Genomic DNA, 20,079 nt, shown 5'->3' with positions numbered 1-20,079 from the left:
GGACAAAAAGAGATGCGAGACGAATAAGACGCATGATGTGCGCTATTCCTTTTCTTCGGCCAGCTTTTCGTGCAGTCGCTTAAGCACGTTTGCCGGCACAAATTCGGTAACATCACCGCCCAGACGGGCGATTTCCTTCACAAAGCGTGAAGACACGAATTGCTGTTTATCTGATGCCATAAGAAAGACCGTCTCGACCTTAGGCGCAAGACGGGCATTCATACCGGCCATTTGGAATTCATATTCAAAGTCCGAAACAGCGCGCAGACCACGAATAATCGTACTTGACCCGTTTTCTTCGGCAAACCGCATCAGAAGCGTTCCGAAGGGTTTGACGATGGTGCAGGCGGCAACGTCACCACCTGCAGCCTTAAGGGCCTCTTCAACCAATGCGCAGCGTTCATCGACCCCAAACATAGGGCCTTTTCCCGCATTCACCGCAACGCCGACAATCAATTTGTCGACGATGCGGGTTGCGCGACGAATAATATCCATATGCCCCTGGGTTACCGGATCAAAAGTACCCGGATAGATCCCGATACGTGAGGCGTTTGAAGACTTTTCGGTCATAGATCTTCCGTTTTATGCGTCGCTGTCGTCAGAACTGGTTTCTGCTGCGTCTCCGCCGTCTTCGACAACCGATGCAACGGTGCCTTCGGTGTTTTCGATGCCTTCTGCATCTTCTTCACCTTCAAGCTCGTCCTCACCATTATCGCCGAGATTAGATAGACGTTCGACAGCAACAACCTGCTCGTCTTCGGCCGTGCGGAACAGGGTTACACCCTGTGTCTTGCGCCCGGCGATACGGATATCATGTGTTGGCATACGAATGACCTTGCCACCATTGGTGACCATCATCAACTCGTCGCCTTCCTCAATAACGAAGGATGCAGCAACGTCACCGTTGCGTTCAGATCTTTCGATATTGGCAAAGCCCTGACCACCACGGCCCGTCACACGGTATTCATAGGCAGACGTACGTTTGCCATAACCGTTTTCGGTCACCGACAGGATCAGTTGATCCCCTGCCAGCAATTCGTCGTAACGTTCCTGTGTCAGAACTTCAAGCGGCAGGGCACTTTCTGCGGTGATTTCCTCGCGGCGCAATTTGCTTGCGATCGAAAGGTATTCATCACGCTGTTCCATCGTGGCATGATTGCCAAACAGAACAGACATCGCAATGACCGCATCCTGATCCGCCAGACGGATACCGCGAACACCAACCGAATTACGGCCGGTAAAGACGCGGACATCGCCAACACGGAAACGAATGCATTTACCCTTGCGGGTGGTCAGAAGAATATCGTCATCTTCGGTGCAGGTCTGAACCGCAATCAGTTTGTCACCACGATCTTCTTCAAGTTTCATGGCGATCTTGCCGTTCGATTTCACATTCACGAAATCGGCAAGACTGTTACGACGAACGTTACCGGTCGACGTCGCAAACATCACATGCAGGTTCGGCCATTCTTCCTCGTCCGGAAGCGGCAGCACCGTGGTGATATATTCACCTTCCGACAGTGGCAGCAGGTTTACAAGTGCCTTGCCGCGCGATTGCGGCGTGCCCAGCGGCAAGCGCCAGACTTTCATCTTGTAGACCATGCCCTCGGAACTAAAGAACAGAACCGGCGTATGGGTATTGGCCACGAACAGTTTGGAAACGAAATCCTCTTCACGGGTTGCCATACCCGAACGGCCTTTGCCACCGCGACGCTGTGCGCGATAGGTCGACAACGGAACACGCTGGATATAACCACTGTGCGAAACGGTCACGACCATTTCTTCACGGGCAATCAGATCTTCGATGTCATGTTCAAATTCGGCTTCAATGATTTCACTGCGACGTTCATTTGCAAACTCGTTGCGCATTTCCGTCAGTTCATCTTTCAAGATTGTCAGCTTGCGCTCACGCGAACCAAGAAGATCAAGGAAGTCTTTGATTTTTTCGCCAAGTTCGGTCAGTTCGCCAGCAATTTTGTCGCGTTCCAAACCGGTCAGGCGATGCAGGCGCAGTTCAAGAATCCCGCGTGCCTGTGCTTCGGACAGTTTATAATTACCATCCGTGGAACCAGCCTGATTAGGATCGGCAATCAGTTCAATCAGCGGCACAATATCGCCAGCAGGCCAGTCGCGTTCCATTAATTGTTCGCGCGCAATCGCCGGATCGGCGGCGGCGCGAATCAGTTTGATAACGTCGTCAATATTGGCCACGGCAATCCCAAGACCAACCACCAAATGAGCCCGTTCGCGGGCCTTTTTCAGTTGGAAAATGGTACGACGCGTAATGACTTCTTCGCGGAATTCGACAAATGCCTGAATGATATCTTTCAGGTTCATCAATTCCGGTTTGCCACGCCGAAGTGCTAGCATATTGACACCAAACGATGTCTGAAGGGCGGTAAAGCGGAACAACTGGTTTAAGACAACATCGGAAACCGCGTCACGTTTAAGTTCGATCACCATGCGAACGCCTGAACGATCAGACTCGTCACGCAGATCGGAAATACCTTCAAGTTTCTTATCACGGACAAGATCGGCGATCTTTTCCATCAAGGTCGCCTTGTTCACCTGGAAGGGAACTTCGGTGACAATGATGGCTTCACGGTTGGCGCGGATTTCTTCGACATGGGTACGTGCCCGCATGACAACAGAACCACGACCGGTCTTAAACGCCGAATGAATGCCCGAGCGGCCAAGGATCATTGCACCGGTCGGGAAATCCGGACCATGCACAAATTCCATCAACCCTTCGATGGTAATGTCGGCATTATCGACATAGGCCATGCAGCCATCGATAACTTCGCCAAGGTTATGCGGCGGAATATTGGTTGCCATACCAACCGCGATACCGCCCGCACCATTGACCAGCATGTTCGGAAAACGTGCCGGAAGAACCGAAGGTTCTCTGGTGGTTTCGTCATAGTTATCGCGGAAATCGATGGTATCTTTATCGATATCGTCAAGCAGGTAATGTGCCGATTTGGCCATACGGGCTTCGGTGTAACGCATGGCTGCGGCTTTATCGCCGTCCATCGAACCAAAGTTCCCCTGCCCGTCAATCAACGGTAGGCGCATGGAAAAGTTCTGGGCCATACGGACCATCGCGTCGTAAATCGCGCTGTCACCATGCGGGTGATATTTACCCATGACGTCACCGACCACACGGGCCGACTTGCGGAACGGCTTGTTCCATTCAAAGCCATTTTCATGCATAGCATAAAGGATGCGACGATGAACCGGTTTCAAACCGTCTCGGACATCTGGTAGCGCGCGGCTAACGATCACGCTCATCGCGTAATCAAGGTAACTGCGGCGCATTTCTTGTTCGATGGATACCGGGAAAATATCGCGGCTATCTGGATTGGTCTCTTTGGTAGACAAAAGCCGTGACCTCTTAAACGCTTGATCAGAAATGCTTCAATCGGTGTGACATATAGACATATGCCTGACCAGTGAGGCGGAAAGTATCAGGTTTGTCTCGCACAAACAATATTGACAAATCCGCCTGCCCCGGCTTTGCGCATAAACGGTTAAAATAATCGCATTATGCGTCTCAAAACCCTTGGTCAGAAGCCTGTTATTTCGCCTTGTCCGCGCCCCCGGTGGGGGTGCCCGGACCACGATCGGCTTTGTCATCACCGTTATGAATTGCCCGTTTTCTGCCAAATCGGACCTGTGACACAGCAATCCCGGCCAAAATGATGCCAAGTGCAATCACGCTGGTAGGTTGTGGAATTTCCTGAAGCACAAAAAAACTGACCACCACACCGACGGCAGGCACAAGATAGTTGTTAAACACCACAAAACTCGCCCCGGCACGGGCAATTAGATACAGAATCAAAAACATCGCAATCCCGGTTGGGAAAATGCCCAGATAAAGGATCGACAGGAAACCATCCATATCCCAAGCCATCTGCCAAGGCGGATCTACAATCAGAGAAAAAGGTGCCAGCATCCCGGCGGCAAAGGTCAGGATCATGGCGGATGACCCGACGCGCGGCTGATTGCGCAAATTCCGCGCCACAAGCGATGCAATAGCATAACAAACCGCCGCAATCAGGACCGCCAACTGATAAAACAGCCCCCCGCCCAACCCCGAAAGCGTTTCCGGGCCGACCAATACAATCACCCCGACCGTCCCCAGCAAAACTCCCAGCGCCTTGCCCGTCGAAAGTTTTTCGTCATCGGTTACGAAATGCGCCAGCACCACCGTCGTCAGCGGCACGACCGACATCAGGATCGCCGCCAACCCGGCGTCAATATGGGTTTCACCATAACTGATCAGGAAAAATGGAGCGGCATTGCCCAAAAGAGCAATGAAAAAGATCGAAACCCACGCCCGCCGCCCTTTGGGTAGCGCGCTTTTGCGCATAAGGGCAAATCCCCACAATACCAGCGCCCCGACAGCCAACCGCCCCGCGGCAACCATCAGCGGCGAATAAGCATCCACGCCGATCTTGATAAAGGTAAAAGAACTGCCCCACATCAGAGCAAGCAAGAACAGCAACGCAAATTCACGAATTCCCGGACGTGTCATTTTCCCAGCCTATTCTTGCCACAGTTTTGGGCTTTATCGGGTTTCGACAAAACTGACAGACAGCGTTAGAGGCCGGGGGTACGAGAATCAAGAAAATAGCGGTGCAATCAACATTTCACATGACAACTCATTGACCGTCAGGTCATCACCGACAACCGCTGCGCCGCAATGCAAAACGAAAGACCAAAACAATGGTGTGAAAAAGCAACACAAAGCTTTGATGCAGCACAACACCGATGCATCAAAAAGATGAAAAAATAAAAAGACTACAACTTATTTGTTGCGAATGATTTTTAATCGCTTTAAGTTAAGCGCAACAAAGTGAATGGGATACGAGCAATGAAATACGTGGATCAGGAATTGACTATCGCCGAAATGCTGGCCGATCCAATCGTTCAGACATTAATGCGCTATGACGGCATCTCTGCCAGTGACGTCCGTCACACGATTGATCAAGTTTTGCAAAATCGTCTGTCGTCACATCGCATTCCAATGCGCCAAAGCAATGCTTCCATCCACGAATGGCACCAGCCGGGCCAGCGTTCCGACGCGGCCTGATTGGTTCCCTATTCGTCGCTATCTGCTTTAACGATACCGATACATCCAATGCCGCTGGTCCTCTTGTTCTGTCCGGCGGCAAAGCGGGTTGTTACCCGACGCATCCGGCACCGCTATACCCCCTCTTTAAATTGGCCCCCTCATATTTGGTGATTTGGCCCTTACGACAAACCATTTTGCTGCGTAGCTTCGCGCAATGACACAGCGCAAATGCTCCTGCCATCGACAAAACCGTCGCATACCAAATCAAGGGGAACTGCCATGCCCACCGAAATTCGCGCCATCTGTGAAACAGATCACGATCTCTGGCTGCCGCTTTGGCAGGGATATCAGCGTTTCTATAAAACTGACATCAGCGCAAAAACCACCGCCATCACATGGCAGCGTTTCCTTGATCCGGCTGAACCGCAGTACTGCGCATTGGCGTGGCAAGATGATCAGGCCATCGGCATGGTCCACTGGATTTATCATCGGTCTTGCTGGACGGTTGGGGATTATTGCTATTTGCAGGATTTATATGTCGACGATACGCGCCGCGGCACCGGTGCTGGCCGTAAACTGATCGAACATGTTTACGCCGATGCGGCGATCAAAAACGCCGCGCGTGTTTATTGGCTGACACAAGAAGACAATGTTACCGCCATGCAACTTTATGACCGTATTGCGGATCGTCCGGGATTCACCCAATATCGCAAAATGTTGTAAGTTTTTTGACGATATTGCGCAGGTTAACGACACAGATATCGCCTATGGCATTCTATGGTTTTGCATCGTTTAACGACCAGTCATATTCATAGTCTGCAATCGGCAAGTCATCGCCATGCACACTAAGCCATGTCGCCAGTTTCAACCCGCTATAGCGCGCCAGATGATCGGCAAATGTTTGATCTTCATCACCAAAATCTGACCGATACCAGTCATAAAGGGATGAAAGTTTGATCTCTGTATCATCTGGCGTCAATTGTACTGCGCGCGGATCACGGATAAAGGCAAGGGCAGCGGTATCAAGTTGTTCTTCAAGCTTGTCCGCGTCATAGGCATCGGCCGCCAACGCCGGACACCCGACCGACGCACAATTTACAGTGTAGTGAATGCGTGCATCCTTCCAGATCGGGCGCAGGATACGATGTTCGATATCATCAAGGCTAAGCGATCGGCCTTCGACCTGCAAAACCTTCTTGCCCCACGGGCCAGACGAAAAGAACCCCGGTGAAATATCGATATCGTGGATGCTTTCAACCGGATAATGATCAATCACAATTGCCACGGTCTCGGCATTATAAAGATTGATCCAATAGGCCAGTTGCTGATCGCGGTTATAGGTACTGATCGCAACCGCCTGCATTGCTGCGATATAGGCATCAAGTTCCGAACGGCTTTGCGCCTTGGCCGACCGGTAATCAAACAGACTGACCCCCGCCTTCTCAAGGATCAGATGCCGATCAAGGATATCCTGCCAGATGCTGTGATCAATCCGTGCGGTACTTTGCGCATCATGGACCTGCCAATCCGGCCAAAGATCGGCATCGGGTGCTGCCCCGGCACGAAGCGGCACAACAATCCATAACATCACGAGGATTGGCACGATGATGCGCATCAAACTGGCTCTTCCCAAAATCGATGACCCTATCCACAAGAATGATCCCACAGACAAGGTCACATCAATCTGCTGTGATCGCAAGCTGGCTGATTGTATACATTTAACCATACGTTGATGTATAATGCCGTCATGACACAAGCCGGTGCTGTTCAGATCATTCCCGGCAGTGGTGGGCAATTGGGGCAAGTCATCGCCGCACGCGCCCTTCCCGGACCCGGAACACAACCGGCAACCAACAGTTCCGCCGGTGGGGTGAATTCTGCGTCACAATTAAATCCTGCGGCCATTTCGCTTCGCCCGCTTGGGGCAAAGACGTCCCCCGGGCCAAATTTCGAAACAGCAGCACCAATCAACAGCACAGCATCAATTGTCACGGTTATTCAGCAAGTTGACCCGCGAAGCCTTTCCGGGGCGGGTACCATCGACACAAAAAGTCCGGCGGACCGTCAGCGCGACTTGCGCGAAGCAACCCCGCAAAATGCCCGCGCCCCCGTGACCAGCCCTGCCCTGATGACTGCGCGCGAACGTGAAATCACCCACGAATTACAGTCCCGCGACGCCATCGTCCGGACCGAGGAAGAAAGCCACCAAACCCTTGCCGGGGCCAATGCCGGCATGATCAGCTATAGCTATACCGCGGGGCCCGATGGGCGACTTTATGTCACGGGCGGCAAAGTCAGCATCCATCCACTTCAGGGGCTTAAAGGGGCGGCTGCAATTGCCAATCAGGCAGCTATTGCCAACGCCGCATCCATGCCCGGAAGTTCAGCCGCCGATTTCAACGTCGCCCAAGGCGCATCACGCAATATCAGCGCGATGATCGCAACCCAGGCCATTGCCGCAGCCGAAAGCTATCGCATGACGCTGGGCCTTGGCACCGCATCAGGCAACATAGACATCACAGGTTAGAGACGGACAAAGGGACATCCGCAACAAGGCGCCCTTGCACAAATAGTTCCGCGCAAAAGCCTGCCTTGAGTGGCGTCAGTCGGCGTAATGCCAGTAAATCGGGAATTCCGGATTAAACACCGTGACCGGGCCATCGCCGGTTTCAATTTTCGCCGCAAAGCTTGCGGGTTCGGTGCGTTTTTCCAGCGTAATCTTATCACCGTTTAACGGCAGGCCATAGAATTGCGGCCCATTGATCGAAGCAAAGCCTTCCAGCTTGTCCAATGCGCCTTCCTGTTCGAACACATGGGCCAAAAGCTGCACGGTGTTATTGGCCGTAAAGATACCGGCACAACCACAGGCACTTTCTTTACGATCATCGGTATGGGGTGCTGAATCTGTGCCCAGGAAGAATCGCACATCGCCGCTGGTCGCCGCCTTGCGCAATGCCAAACGATGTTTTTCACGCTTGGCCACCGGCAGGCAATAGAAATGCGGGTGAATACCACCAACCAGAATGGCATTGCGGTTAATGATCAGGTGATGGGTTGTGATGGTCGCGCCAAGGTTTTTGTCATTGGCTTTGACATATTCAACGCCGTCTTCGGTGGTGATATGTTCCATAATCACGCGCAGTTCCGGCAATCGTTTGCGCAACGGATCAAGAACCCGGTCAATAAATACCGCTTCACGATCAAAAATATCGATATCCGGGTCGGTCACTTCGCCATGCACACAAAGCGGAATACCAAGGCTTGCCATGCGCTCAAGCACCGGCATTGCCTTGTCAAAATTCCGCACGCCGCTGTCGGAATTGGTTGTCGCCCCGGCAGGATAAAGCTTAAGCGCAGTGATCACACCGTTTTTATAGCCTTCCTCGACATCGTCAGGATTGCTGCCCTCGGTCAGATACAGGGTCATCAACGGGGTAAATTCATGCCCGGTCGGGATGGCCGCTGTGATCCGGTCACGATAGGCGATTGCATCTGCGGTCGTGACCACCGGCGGCACAAGGTTCGGCATAATGATCGCGCGGGCAAAATGTTCGCTGGTTTCGCCAATCACACCTTTCAGCATATCGCCATCACGCAGATGCAGATGCCAGTCGTCAGGACGGCGAAGGGTAATGCGATTTGCGGAATTTACGGACATGGGGCGATCTCCTTGGAACCGGAACAAGCGAATGCGCACGCGCAGTAGCTATTTAGTGGTTATCTAGCAGTGGCTACCTAGCAGATCAGACGCGGTTTTGGAATTGGAAAGCACCCGCTAATCCTGTGCTGCACCATCGGGCACGACAATATGATCGCAAGGCGCGTTTTTGCGATAGCGCTTAACGGCCATCTCGATACCGCGCTCCAGCCCCCGCGTATAACGTAGCGTATCAAACAGCGGTGCCTTCAGCCGGTTCTGTTCCAGTTTGGTCCGAATTTTCGCCAGCCTGTCTGGCTGTGTTGCCAAATCAAGGATCAGACTCTCATACGCATCATCACTATCTGTGACCAATTCCAGCAAATCCATCGCACAAAGTAGACTTGCTGCCACACGGGCGGCAAACTGGTCCCCTGCCCGCGTCACCATCGGCAATCCGCCCCAAAGTGCATCACTCGCCGTGGTATGAGCGTTGACATTGAACGTATCGACAAACAAATCCGCATGGCGCAATCGCGCCAGATGTTCGGCTTGCGGCAATCTTTCGGCGAAAATCAGCCGGTCGGGCGAAACACCCTGTGCGCTTGCCGCCTTGCGCAGGTTTTCTTCGGCCGTCTTGTTGGTGCACCAAAGCCACAGCACACTATGCTCCACACGATTTAACAATCGCATCCAAATCCCGAATTCGCGCGGTGTGATTTTGTAATTGTGGTTAAAGCAGCAAAAAACGAACCCATCCTCGGGCAGGCCAAAATCCGTGCGGTTTGTCGTGGTTTCTGCAATCTCGCGACAATTGTCATTGGGCTGATAACAATCGGGTAAATAAATGATCTTTTCGCAATAGGCATCCTGATGGCGTTGCGGGATCACCACCTTGTCAGCAATCAGGTAATCGATAAAATCGGTCCCCATGGTCCCCGGATACCCGACATAGGCGATTTGAACGGGTGCCAGACGTACCGCAAAAATTTCAGACCTGCTGTTTTCAGTAAAGCCCTTAAGGTCAATCGCAACATCCAATGAATGCCCACCCACCAAGTGCTGAATTTCACTATCTGACATTTCGGCAATATCAAAAAACGCCGTTGCCTGATCACGCAATGTGGTGCGCAGCACCCCATCCTTTTTCGCGCCATAGCTATAAACATAGATCTCAAACCGCGACATGTCGTGATGGGCAAAGACCCCGGCCATCAAAAACAGCGTCGCATGATCATGAAAATCTGACGAGAAATAGCCGATTCTTATCCTGTCATTTTGGTCACTATGATCTTGGCGCGCCTGCGGGGGCATGGCCAATGTCGATGGGGTTTTAGTACCGGCAAAAACCTTTCGCGCCCAACTTTCACTGCGCTTTCGCTGCCGCGTCGGGTTATCTTCCATCACCAAAAACGGGAACGGCGGAACGGGATCACCACGCGCGGCAAGGTCATCTGCAAATGACGCAAACGCATCAAACTCAGACCAGTCACACAGATACATCTGCTCGCGCAGTTTTTCGACACGTGCATCGATATAATCGGGGCGCAACGCCACCGCACGGTCATATGCCGCCACCGCACGAACAAGCTGCCCGTCTTCCTTTAACGCGACCCCAAGATTATAATGGGCTTCGGCCCAATCAGGGCGCAATGAAATGGCCTTTTGATAACAGTCGATTGACGCCGAAAGCTGCCCCAGCCGTTTCAGCGCATTGCCAAGGTTATAAATCGCATCAACGTAATCGGGGGCAATGGCAAGGGCGCGACGATAACAAGTAACCGCTTCTTGCGGTCTTCCCATATCACCAAGGACATTTCCCAAATTGCCCAATGCGGGGGCATGATCGGGGTTAATGGCCAGTGCCTTGCCCAATGCCTGCTCTGCCGCGTCAAGCTCCCCCTGGTCACGCAGAACCACGCCCAGATTGGTCCATGCCTCTGGATAATCAGCTTTGGCGGAAAGGGCACGTTGATAAAACGCGCGGGCGGCAACCACGTCACCTTTTTGCTGCAAGATCACGCCCAGGTTATTCAATGCCGGGGCGCTATTTGGTTGAAGCCGAATGACTTCGCGAAGGGCCCGTGCCGTGCCATCCATATCGCCAAGCGCGTTGCATGCAGCGGCCTGAATGTTCCAGCCGTCGGCAAAATCGGGAAAAAGTGCTAAAATTTTGCCCGAGGCATTAATCACCTCGGACCAGTTCTGTTGCCGATACAGGCCGATCAGTTCATTGATCAGATTCTGCGGAACTGTTGCCCCCGGCGCACCACCGACCCCGCCTTTGGCATTCGGCTTGGCCTTGGATGATGCCCCGGACCGAAGTGCATCCATCGCCTTTTGAACGCGCAAATTACCCGGAAATGCTTCAAGAATGGCGGCGTAAACATCGCGTGCAGATTGCGGGTCACCCTTGCGCTCAAATGTCTGGGCGCGCCGGATTTCCCGATCCACATTCAACTTTGCCATATCTGATCCCGAACTCTGAAAATACTGCGCCCCAAGGAAAAGCCGCACCAAGGCGGCACCGCCCTATTCTGGGGATCAACAGACCGATGTAAATAGCTGTATGTGCATAAAAATCCACAAACGGGTCATCCCCCAATGCCCGGCACCGATACGGTCCGTATCGGAAAAACAAAAGGCCAGGCATTTCTGCCTGACCTTTTGACATGGGGCGAGTGATGGGGATTGAACCCACGGCCCCCAGTGCCACAAACTGGTGCTCTAACCGACTGAGCTACACCCGCCGTCGTGTGGCGCGGTTTTTATCGTCGAGAGCCCCGGACGTCAAGCACATATTTTTACTTTTTTGCCCGTTTTGCCCCAAACTTCGCAAAGCCGCGCAAACCGGGTGACTGCGGGTTTTATTCACAATCAACATATACCAACCAATCCACATGGACAGGGGGCCCATCCGTTTGAACATCTTGCGTGATTGACTTACTGGCCTAATTAAATCAATTCAATACCTTGAATACGCCCGCCATTCCGGGTGAAATAACAATTAGCCAATGCGCCCAAACCGGCGACAACGGCAAATAAGATGAAACAGGACGGAGTATCGGAATGAAGTGGGGCGTTATCAGCACGGCAAAGATCGGCACGGAAAAGGTGATTCCTGCAATGCAGGAAAGTGACAAGCTTGAAATCCGTGCGATTGCCGGCCGCGACCTTGAAAAGACGCGTGAAACCGCCCAGCAGCTGCGCATTCCGCGCGCCTATGGTTCCTATGATGAATTGCTGGCCGACCCTTCGATCGAGGCAATTTACAATCCCCTGCCCAACCATCTGCATGTCGAATGGACGATCAAGGCACTCGAAGCCGGAAAACATGTTCTGTGTGAAAAACCGATTGGCCTTGATACCGCAGATGCCAAACGCCTGATTGCCGCACGCGAACAAAGCGGCAAACACGTGCTAGAGGCCTTCATGGTCCGTCACCACCCGCAATGGCAGGAAGCCCGCAAACTGGTCGAAAGCGGCCAGATCGGCACTGTAACGACGGTACAAAGCATCTTTACCTATTTCAATGCGGACCCGAACAATGTGCGCAACAAAAAGGATATCGGCGGCGGTGGCTTGCTTGATATCGGGTGCTATTGCATCGTCGGGCCACGCTATATCACCGGCAAAGAGCCCGTGCGCGTCGTATCCCTGATGGACAAAGACCCGAAATTTGGCACCGACCGGTTGGTATCAGGCATGCTTGATTTCGGAAGTGGCGTTCAGGCAAGCTTTGTTTGCGGCACCCAATCAGCCGCCGTACAACGCGTTCACATCCTTGGCACAGAGGGCCGGGTTGAAATCGTCATGCCATTCAACCCGATCCCGGAAAACCCGGCGGTGATTCGCGTCGGCACCCAAAAACAGCCGGGATTTGACGAAGCCCGCGAAATCAAATTCCCGATCCGCAATCATTATACCCTGCAAGGCGAAGCCGCGACCGCAATCTTTAACGGCGAAAGCCCGGTCGATTACCCCATCGAGGACGCGATTCAAAACATGCAAATCCTTGATGCACTCGCCCGCTCTGCCCGGACCGGCAGTTGGGAAATGGTTGGCTGATCTTATCGCATTTCAACACCGAACAAGGGCGCAGCTATTTGCTGCGCCCTTGCCATATAAACCACTGAAAAAGTTTGCGTAATTACTTCGCAAACGCCTTTTTCATGCGTTCAATCGCCTCGGTCATCATTTCTTCGCGCTTGCAGAAACAGAACCGCACGAAATGATTGACCGCGCCTTCGGTCTGATAAAATGCCGACACCGGGATCGCCACCACACCGGCTTCCTTGATCATAATCTGGCAAAATTCGACATCATCACAGTCATAGCCAAGCGGGCGGAAATCACAGGTAATGAAATAGGTCCCTTGTGAATCCAAAACGCCAAAACCGACGTCTTTCAGACCCTTCATCAGGAAATCACGCTTGGCTTGCATGTCGGCCGTGAAGCCTTCGAAGTAGTCATCACCCTTGTTCAGACCATAGGCCACCCCGTGCTGCAATGCTGGCGGCACAGTAAAGATCAGAAACTGATGGGCTTTTTTGATCGGTTCCATCAAACGTTCGCACGCCGTGATATAGCCAATTTTCCACCCGGTCAGGGAAAACGTCTTGCCCGCCGACCCTATCCGCACCGTGCGATCACGCATCCCCGGAAACGTCATCAACGGATGATGGGTCCGCCCGTCAAACACCAGATGCTCATAAACCTCGTCACAAAGGGCGACGACGTCATGCTTGATGCATTGCTCGGCGATAAAGCCAAGTTCATCATCGCTAAACACCTTGGAGCACGGGTTCATCGGTGAATTAATCAGGATCAGCTTGGTTTTGTCCGAAAATGCCGCCGCCAGTTCATCCTTGGGCAAATCCCAGTGCGGCGGGGTAACGCGCACCAATTTGGGAATCCCACCCGCCAGCTTCACAATCGGAAGATAGCTGTCATAAAGCGGTTCAATCAGGATGACTTCATCACCGGGCGCAACAAGGCCCAGGATCACATCGGCCAATGCCTCTGTCGCGCCAACCGCGACCAGGACTTCTTTTTTCGGATCAACATCAATGTCGTAAAATCGTTTGTTGTGATCAGCAACCGCCTGCAACAATTCAGGCACCCCGGCCAAAGGCGGGTATTGGTTGGACCGTTCCATCAACGCACGGGCCGCAGCTTCACGGATATCGGCCGGGCCGTCGGTATCGGGTGCTCCCTGCCCCAAATTAATGGCTTTGTGCTTTTGGGCCAGTTCATTCATCACTTCGAAAATCGTGATACCGCCCGAAGCGAAAAGAGGATTGCCGACAAAATCGGTCATGAGGCGTCCTTCCCTGTCTCGTGCCGGTCGGTGGAAACCGGCTTTATATTATGTCTGGTGGCGCAAAGACTGCAACGACCGGGTAACAAGGATACAATCTCGCTTCCCTTGATGCTCTGCCCGTCGCAAATCACATTTCAGGAATTATTCCCGAATAATTCCTGTGACCAGAATGCATTCTTCATCATCCTGCCCTGATATCGTGTATTTTCTGTCGCATGACACATGGTAGTTAGGCAAGCACGGATCACTCGGAACCGGATTGCCACCACCGCGCACAGGGAATTTGCATATTTTTTGATCACACTGCCTAAAAGTCGACCACCGACAGCCAAGAAAATATCAAAAGTTTCATGGGTTTTGCTGGGTTTTCGTGTAGAGACTCCTTAGAATGATCGCGCGGGCCAAAACTGGCACGGCCCGTGCAGTTAACGCGGCAAAAGCAATTGAGCTTTCCGAGTTCTACGCAACTCTCGCAAAAAGCAGAGGGCGCTTAATGAAAAAGATTGAAGCCATCATCAAGCCATTCAAGCTTGACGAGGTCAAAGAGGCCCTTCAAGAGATCGGCCTCAAAGGGATTACCGTTACCGAAGCCAAGGGTTTCGGCCGTCAGAAAGGCCACACAGAGCTGTATCGCGGCGCCGAGTATGTGGTGGACTTCCTGCCGAAGGTAAAGCTTGAGATTGTTGTTGAAGACACGCTTGTCGAGCGTGCGATCGAGGCGATCCAGCAAGCCGCTCACACCGGTCGTATCGGTGACGGTAAAATCTTCGTTTCCTCGCTTGAGGACGCGATCCGTATTCGTACTGGTGAACGGGGCAATGACGCGATCTAATCGGTCACTTGCCTGACATTGAACATCGTACGGTCACTAATTTTGAGTTTTAAAGGGTTGCATCATGTCTGACGCTGCTTCTGTACTTCAGCTTATTAAAGAAAAAGGCATCCAGTTTGTCGATCTGCGCTTTACCGATTCCAAAGGTAAATGGCAGCACACCGCGCAGGATATCTGCACGATCGACGAAGACGTATTTGTTGACGGCATCATGTTCGACGGTTCGTCGATCGCCGGCTGGAAAGAAATCAACGAATCCGACATGATTTTGATGCCGGATACGTCGACCGCTGTTGTTGACCCGTTCACCGCACAGCCGACCCTGATCATCGTTTGCGACGTTATCGAACCGGCCACCGGCCAGGGTTACGAGCGTTGCCCGCGTTCGACTGCGAAACGCGCACTGGCTTACATGAAATCGGCTGGTATCGGTGACACCGCCTATTTCGGCGCCGAGCCGGAATTCTTCATGTTTGACGACGTTCGCTGGACCACTGCTGGCGAAGGCATGGGTTATCAGCTTGACTCCGAAGAAGGTCCGTACAACACCGGCACCGAATTCGAAGGCGGCAACCGCGGCCACCGTCCGGGGCCAAAGGGCGGCTATTTCCCGGTACAGCCGGTTGACTCAGCCAACGACATCCGTGCCGAAATGGTCAACTACATCAACGAAATGGGCGTGCGTTGCGAAAAGCATCACCATGAAGTTGCACCGTCACAGCACGAACTGGGTATCGCTTTTGGCACCCTGATCGAACATGCCGACGCGGTTCAGACCTACAAATATTGCATCCACATGGTTGCACACCAGTACGGCAAAACCGCCACCTTCATGCCGAAACCGGTTTGGGGTGACAATGGTTCGGGCATGCATGTTCACCAGTCAATCTGGAACGAAGGCAAGCCGCTGTTTGCTGGTAATGGCTATGCCGACCTGTCAGACACCGCACTTTACTATATCGGCGGTATCATCAAGCACGCCAAAGCATTGAATGCTTTCACCAACCCGACGACCAACTCCTACAAACGTCTGGTCCCGGGCTTTGAAGCACCGGTTCTGCTGGCATACTCTGCCCGTAACCGTTCTGCATCTTGCCGTATCCCTTACACTGCTTCGCCTAAAGGCAAGCGCGTAGAGATCCGCTTCCCCGATGCCCTTGCCAACCCGTATCTGGCATTCTCTGCCATGCTGATGGCTGGCCTTGACGGCATCGAGAACAAGATCCATCCGGGTGAAGCAATGGACAAGAACCTCTATGATCTTCCGCCGGAAGAACTCAAAGAAGTTCCGACCGTTTGCCGCTCGCTTCATGAAGCACTCGACAGCCTGAGCGCTGACCGTGACTTCCTGAAGAAAGGCGACGTCATGACCGACGACCTGATCGACGCTTACATCGCGCTGAAAATGGAAGAAGTCATTCGCTTCGAACAGTCACCGCACCCGGTCGAATTCGACATGTATTACAGCGGTTAATCCTTTCATTCGAAAGGACTTCATCGAACACGAAACGCCCGGCCATGTGCCGGGCGTTTTTGTTTTGGTTTTTCCCGCCAGTTTTTCCGGTTCAAAACGTGCCTATACAAGGCACATTTACAAACCCCGGAGACAAAAGTCGGATGCCGACCAAGGAAGCACAACACAATACGCTCGGCAAACCTGCCCTGGTGATTCCAGCTCCGCACATGAATGCGGGTGCCGCCGGATCAACCAATCAATCGAACGCTATGAAAATGATCGCCGAAATTCGCGACCAGTGGTCAAATGGTCAGCAACGCAAAGCGCGCAAACTGTGTTCCCGACTTCAAAAACAGTATCCGGACCTACCCGACGCCCTTCATATCCACGCCCTGATGGATCATCAAGACGGGCAATCATCCGATGCCATACATACCCTTGAAAAAGCGTGCAATAGTCCGCAATCACAAAGTATCTATTTCATCGATCTGGCTGCAATTTTAAATGCCTGTGGATATGAATCACAGGCCAAAGCCGTTTTGCAGCAAGGATTGGTCCGCTGGCCACTTGATCCCAAATTATTGCTTCAGATGGGCATTCTGCTGGCACGCGGACATACCGCCCACCAGGCCATACCGGTGCTTAAACGCACCATCGCCTTAACGCCAAACGAATGGCTGGCATGGAACGCGATGGGGGCAGCTTATCTGGCGCAGGATAATATCAACGCAGCCATTTACCATTTCCAGGTCGCCGAAAAGCGCGCCCATGACGCGGGCCATACAGATGGCCTTATTGATACCCGCATCAGTCAGGGCGAATGCCTAAGAGAACTCGGCAACCTTAAGGGCGCGCGCGCAATTTTTGAAGACATTCTGGCCCGCCTGCCTGGCCATATCCGCGCCTGGTATTGTCTGACCCTGATGGGCAAAGTTGCGGCTGACCATCCATCGCGCAAAACCATGATCGATCTGGCCGCATCCAACCGGCTTTCCCTCTTGCCCTCGGGTCAAAAGGAACTGCTGCTGTTCAGTCTTGCCAAGGCCCATATGGATGCCGGTGAAATCGATCCGGCTATGAAAAACCTTGCTGCGGCAAATCACATTAAACGCCAGAGCCTTTCATATTCCCCACAATCAATCGAAACCGTGTTTAACGTAACCCGGGCCGCCTTCCCGGCCAGCCGGTTCAAGGACCTTGAACCACCGCATGACAGCCCCGATCAACCATCCCACATCTTTGTCATCGGCATGCCGAGATCCGGTACGACACTTGTCGAACAAATCCTGTCTTCGCACCCATCTGTGTTTGGCGCCGGCGAACTTGATGTCTTGGGCTATCATCAAGACAACATGGTTGAATTTCATGTCAAACAGGGCCGTTCACGTGATGCGGTACTCAAATTTGATGATGCCATGATCAAATTGCTTGGTGATGTCTATCGCAAGAAAGTGCGCGACCGAATTACAAAAATCAATACATCGGAAACCGACCCCAATGATTTTAGGCGCATCGTTGATAAAATGCCCGGCAACTTTGTCCGCGCTGGTCTGATTGCCCTGATGCATCCCAATTCACGTATTATCCATTGCCGCCGTGATCCGATGGATACGTGCTTTTCCTGCTATAATCGGCGTTTCGGACGTTCGCAAAATTTCAGTTACGACCAACACGAACTGGGCGCCTTCTATAGCACCTATCTGAAATTCATGGACCATTGGCGCAATGTGCTGCCCGCGCATCGCTTTATCGAAGTCAATTACGAGGACATCGTTAATGATCTTGACGGACAATCACGGCGTCTGATCAATTTTTCCGGTTTGCCATGGCATGACGGATGTCTGGAATTTCACAAAACAGAACGGCAAATCCGTACCCATAGTGCCTTACAGGTCCGCCAGCCGATCTATCGCAGCAGCATCGGTGCCTGGCGTCCCTATGCCGCGCACCTTGGCCCCCTTATGGAATCATTGGGGATTACCACGAATGAACAGGCAGGGTAATTACCCTGCCTCGTCGCGATGAAGGTCCGGCTCCATTTCCGGCTGATAAAGACATGATCGTCCCTTGCCTGCAGATTTGGCTTCTTGCATCGCCTTGTCGGCCCGGCGCAATTGTTCGTTCATGTCGCAATAGCCACCGTCAAAAACCGTAAAGCCGATTGACGCACCGATATCGCACTCCTTGCCTTCCCAGACAAAGGGTTTGGAAATTTCTGCGATTAAGTCATCGGCAAGTGCAGCGATTTCTTTTTCCCCGCCCTTGTTGATAAAGAACAGGGTGAATTCGTCGCCGCCCAAACGGGCGGCTTCCTCGGCGCGGCGCCCAATACGTTTAAGACGCTTGGCCGTCTCGACCAGAACCCAGTCCCCTGCCGCATGCCCCAATGTATCGTTCACCGCCTTGAACCCGTCCAGATCAAGCATAAGGATCGATGCCGGCGTTCCTGTCCCGCGCAACACCGTTTCGCACTGGGTAAGCTTCTGCATATAGCGCGCCCGATTGGCAAGCCCGGTCAGCTCGTCATTATTCGCCTTGTTCTGCAATTCACGTTCGGCAAGCTTTTGTCTGGTAATGTCACTTAACCACCAAAGAACGGATTCCTCGCCTTCAAATTTCAGCGGCTCAATTGATGTCTTAAGCCACCGCGCTTCGGACGAATCAGCACGCCTAAATCGCAATTCAACATCCTGCAATTCCCCCAGCATATCCATGTCCTGAAGGCTTTTTTCGCGGTAACGTTTCGACAAAAGAACCGTATCAGTCGGTTTGGCGTCCTCTTCCTTGGCGTCATCAAGCGCCAGAAGGTTCGAAAACATCTTGTTAAAAAACTGGAACTCGCCGCCATTGCGGGTGGAAATACCAACCCCGATTGGGGCCTTTTCCAAAAGTCCAGTCAAACGTTCTTCTGCGGCGGCCACTTCGGCCTGCGCCACCTTAAGCGAGGTCACATCAATCAACGACCCGATTGTTCCGGCAATCGCCCCGCTTGGCCCCTTAAGGCTGGAAGCCGCAAACAATGCCACCTTACCCACGCCATCCATCTCGAATTCAATTTCATGACGGACATAGCCCTCGGTTTTCAAAAGCGACGCCTCGTATTCCGCGACCTTGCTAGCCAACGGCGCAGGGGCAACATCGGCAAGTTTACTGCCGATAACCTTTTTGGGCTTTTGTTCCAGTAATTCCGCAAAGGCATCGTTACAGCGGTTGATCACGCCATCCAAATTTCTCAGATAAACCGGGATCGGCAATACATCGATCAAATGCTGAATAAAAATCTTGTGATCGGCCAATGCCTTGGCAAGCTCTTCGGCCTTTCCGGGTTCACGCAGAATAAGCGCGATCAGACCTTCGGGGCCTTCGGCTTTGCGCCAAATGATCTTTTTGTCATTCATCTGGAAATCGGGCAGATCGGCTTTTTTGGTCTTGCCTGAAACCAAAGAAAGCGTCTCGCGAACGGCACCAACACCATCGCCAGATTCAAATTTGGCATTCTTTGCCAATAATGCCAAAAACTGTTTGATTTCTGTGCCGTCACGCAACGCCGCTTTGGCCGTCCCAAATAACTTGGTGGCCACCGGGTTGGCATGCGCGACCTTAAGGTCGGACGAACCGATAAATATAATGGCATCGCGCGCCAGCGCTGCTGTAGCGACGATGTCTGGAGCAATTGACAATACACGCACCACGCCGCTTTGCGGCGCACTCCCTTTCCCGTGTTTTCAAAAATGCCCCACAACCATCGGATCTA

15 protein-coding genes and 1 tRNA gene are annotated in these 20,079 nt (G+C 52.6%); 7 read left to right on the top strand and 9 right to left on the bottom strand.

The annotated features are described in order from the left end of the window. Window positions 1-42: 42 nt before the first annotated feature. The 3 genes from coaD to TALK_RS16725 all read right to left on the bottom strand — a co-directional run bounded on the left by coaD (window position 43) and on the right by TALK_RS16725 (window position 4,537). Window positions 43-570, bottom strand: coding sequence for a pantetheine-phosphate adenylyltransferase (coaD, locus tag TALK_RS16735; protein WP_085620285.1), 528 nt, complete (start codon window positions 568-570; stop codon window positions 43-45). Window positions 571-582: 12 nt separating this feature from the next. Beyond that, window positions 583-3,381, bottom strand: a complete 2,799-nt coding sequence (gyrA, locus tag TALK_RS16730) for a DNA gyrase subunit A (protein ID WP_085620284.1) — start codon at window positions 3,379-3,381, stop codon at window positions 583-585. Window positions 3,382-3,577: 196 nt separating this feature from the next. Next, the gene (locus TALK_RS16725) at window positions 3,578-4,537 is read right to left on the bottom strand and encodes a DMT family transporter (protein WP_085620283.1); all 960 of its coding nucleotides are present in this window, start codon (window positions 4,535-4,537) and stop codon (window positions 3,578-3,580) included. Between the two features lie 339 nt (window positions 4,538-4,876). Here TALK_RS16725 and TALK_RS16720 point away from each other — a divergent pair, with 339 nt between their 5' ends. Beyond that, window positions 4,877-5,095, top strand: a complete 219-nt coding sequence (locus tag TALK_RS16720; RefSeq protein WP_085620282.1) for a hypothetical protein — start codon at window positions 4,877-4,879, stop codon at window positions 5,093-5,095. A gap of 261 nt (window positions 5,096-5,356) precedes the next feature. Further along, window positions 5,357-5,800: a GNAT family N-acetyltransferase gene (locus TALK_RS16715; RefSeq protein ID WP_085620281.1), complete on the top strand. Its 444-nt coding sequence runs from the start codon at window positions 5,357-5,359 to the stop codon at window positions 5,798-5,800. A 52-nt stretch (window positions 5,801-5,852) separates the two neighbouring features. Here TALK_RS16715 and TALK_RS16710 read toward each other — a convergent pair whose 3' ends face one another. Beyond that, on the bottom strand, window positions 5,853-6,692 hold the full coding sequence (locus TALK_RS16710) for a DUF547 domain-containing protein (RefSeq protein ID WP_085620280.1): 840 nt from the start codon (window positions 6,690-6,692) through the stop codon (window positions 5,853-5,855). 117 nt (window positions 6,693-6,809) lie between these two features. On the opposite strand from TALK_RS16710, the gene TALK_RS16705 reads away from it, so the two are divergent. Then, window positions 6,810-7,604, top strand: coding sequence for a putative metalloprotease CJM1_0395 family protein (locus TALK_RS16705; protein ID WP_245829985.1), 795 nt, complete (start codon window positions 6,810-6,812; stop codon window positions 7,602-7,604). Between the two features lie 75 nt (window positions 7,605-7,679). Here the strand turns inward: TALK_RS16705 and pyrC are convergent, their stop codons facing one another. The 3 genes from pyrC to TALK_RS16690 all read right to left on the bottom strand — a co-directional run bounded on the left by pyrC (window position 7,680) and on the right by TALK_RS16690 (window position 11,464). Beyond that, entirely contained in the window at window positions 7,680-8,735 is a 1,056-nt protein-coding gene (pyrC, locus tag TALK_RS16700) for a dihydroorotase (RefSeq protein WP_085620279.1), read from the bottom strand. 117 nt (window positions 8,736-8,852) lie between these two features. Further along, a complete protein-coding gene (locus TALK_RS16695) occupies window positions 8,853-11,183 on the bottom strand; it encodes an O-linked N-acetylglucosamine transferase, SPINDLY family protein (protein WP_085620278.1) in 2,331 nt (776 codons plus the stop codon). 204 nt (window positions 11,184-11,387) lie between these two features. Continuing rightward, window positions 11,388-11,464 (bottom strand) — tRNA-His (locus tag TALK_RS16690). 319 nt (window positions 11,465-11,783) lie between these two features. Between TALK_RS16690 and TALK_RS16685 the strand changes: the two genes are divergently transcribed. Further along, window positions 11,784-12,782: a Gfo/Idh/MocA family protein gene (locus tag TALK_RS16685; protein WP_085620277.1), complete on the top strand. Its 999-nt coding sequence runs from the start codon at window positions 11,784-11,786 to the stop codon at window positions 12,780-12,782. A gap of 82 nt (window positions 12,783-12,864) precedes the next feature. Here the strand turns inward: TALK_RS16685 and TALK_RS16680 are convergent, their stop codons facing one another. Beyond that, window positions 12,865-14,034, bottom strand: a complete 1,170-nt coding sequence (locus tag TALK_RS16680; protein WP_085620276.1) for an aminotransferase — start codon at window positions 14,032-14,034, stop codon at window positions 12,865-12,867. A 496-nt stretch (window positions 14,035-14,530) separates the two neighbouring features. Here TALK_RS16680 and TALK_RS16675 point away from each other — a divergent pair, with 496 nt between their 5' ends. From TALK_RS16675 to TALK_RS16665, 3 genes are all read left to right on the top strand, one after another. Then, on the top strand, window positions 14,531-14,869 hold the full coding sequence (locus TALK_RS16675) for a P-II family nitrogen regulator (RefSeq protein WP_007091888.1): 339 nt from the start codon (window positions 14,531-14,533) through the stop codon (window positions 14,867-14,869). A 64-nt stretch (window positions 14,870-14,933) separates the two neighbouring features. Continuing rightward, the gene (glnA, locus tag TALK_RS16670; protein WP_085620275.1) at window positions 14,934-16,343 is read left to right on the top strand and encodes a type I glutamate--ammonia ligase; all 1,410 of its coding nucleotides are present in this window, start codon (window positions 14,934-14,936) and stop codon (window positions 16,341-16,343) included. 143 nt (window positions 16,344-16,486) lie between these two features. Beyond that, window positions 16,487-18,328, top strand: a complete 1,842-nt coding sequence (locus TALK_RS16665; protein ID WP_169715060.1) for a tetratricopeptide repeat-containing sulfotransferase family protein — start codon at window positions 16,487-16,489, stop codon at window positions 18,326-18,328. On the opposite strand, the gene TALK_RS16660 is transcribed toward TALK_RS16665, so the two are convergent. Continuing rightward, on the bottom strand, window positions 18,329-20,014 hold the full coding sequence (locus TALK_RS16660) for a sensor domain-containing protein (RefSeq protein WP_085620312.1): 1,686 nt from the start codon (window positions 20,012-20,014) through the stop codon (window positions 18,329-18,331). Window positions 20,015-20,079 lie beyond the last annotated feature (65 nt).

It is taken from the genome of Thalassospira alkalitolerans (assembly GCF_002115745.1).
Classification (GTDB): Bacteria; Pseudomonadota; Alphaproteobacteria; order Rhodospirillales; family Thalassospiraceae; genus Thalassospira; species Thalassospira alkalitolerans.
This window is presented reverse-complemented; position numbering and strand designations above follow the sequence as displayed.

Excerpts from the sequence above, each read along its gene's own strand:
- coaD (WP_085620285.1), bottom strand. The coding sequence starts at position 570 with ATGACCGAAAAGTCTTCAAACGCCTCACGTATCGGGATCTATCCGGGT.
- TALK_RS16725 (WP_085620283.1), bottom strand. The coding sequence starts at position 4,537 with ATGACACGTCCGGGAATTCGTGAATTTGCGTTGCTGTTCTTGCTTGCT.
- TALK_RS16720 (WP_085620282.1), top strand. The coding sequence starts at position 4,877 with ATGAAATACGTGGATCAGGAATTGACTATCGCCGAAATGCTGGCCGAT.
- TALK_RS16715 (WP_085620281.1), top strand. The coding sequence starts at position 5,357 with ATGCCCACCGAAATTCGCGCCATCTGTGAAACAGATCACGATCTCTGG.
- TALK_RS16710 (WP_085620280.1), bottom strand. The coding sequence starts at position 6,692 with ATGCGCATCATCGTGCCAATCCTCGTGATGTTATGGATTGTTGTGCCG.
- TALK_RS16705 (WP_245829985.1), top strand. The coding sequence starts at position 6,810 with ATGTATAATGCCGTCATGACACAAGCCGGTGCTGTTCAGATCATTCCC.
- pyrC (WP_085620279.1), bottom strand. The coding sequence starts at position 8,735 with ATGTCCGTAAATTCCGCAAATCGCATTACCCTTCGCCGTCCTGACGAC.
- TALK_RS16695 (WP_085620278.1), bottom strand. The coding sequence starts at position 11,183 with ATGGCAAAGTTGAATGTGGATCGGGAAATCCGGCGCGCCCAGACATTT.
- TALK_RS16685 (WP_085620277.1), top strand. The coding sequence starts at position 11,784 with ATGAAGTGGGGCGTTATCAGCACGGCAAAGATCGGCACGGAAAAGGTG.
- TALK_RS16680 (WP_085620276.1), bottom strand. The coding sequence starts at position 14,034 with ATGACCGATTTTGTCGGCAATCCTCTTTTCGCTTCGGGCGGTATCACG.
- TALK_RS16675 (WP_007091888.1), top strand. The coding sequence starts at position 14,531 with ATGAAAAAGATTGAAGCCATCATCAAGCCATTCAAGCTTGACGAGGTC.
- glnA (WP_085620275.1), top strand. The coding sequence starts at position 14,934 with ATGTCTGACGCTGCTTCTGTACTTCAGCTTATTAAAGAAAAAGGCATC.
- TALK_RS16665 (WP_169715060.1), top strand. The coding sequence starts at position 16,487 with ATGCCGACCAAGGAAGCACAACACAATACGCTCGGCAAACCTGCCCTG.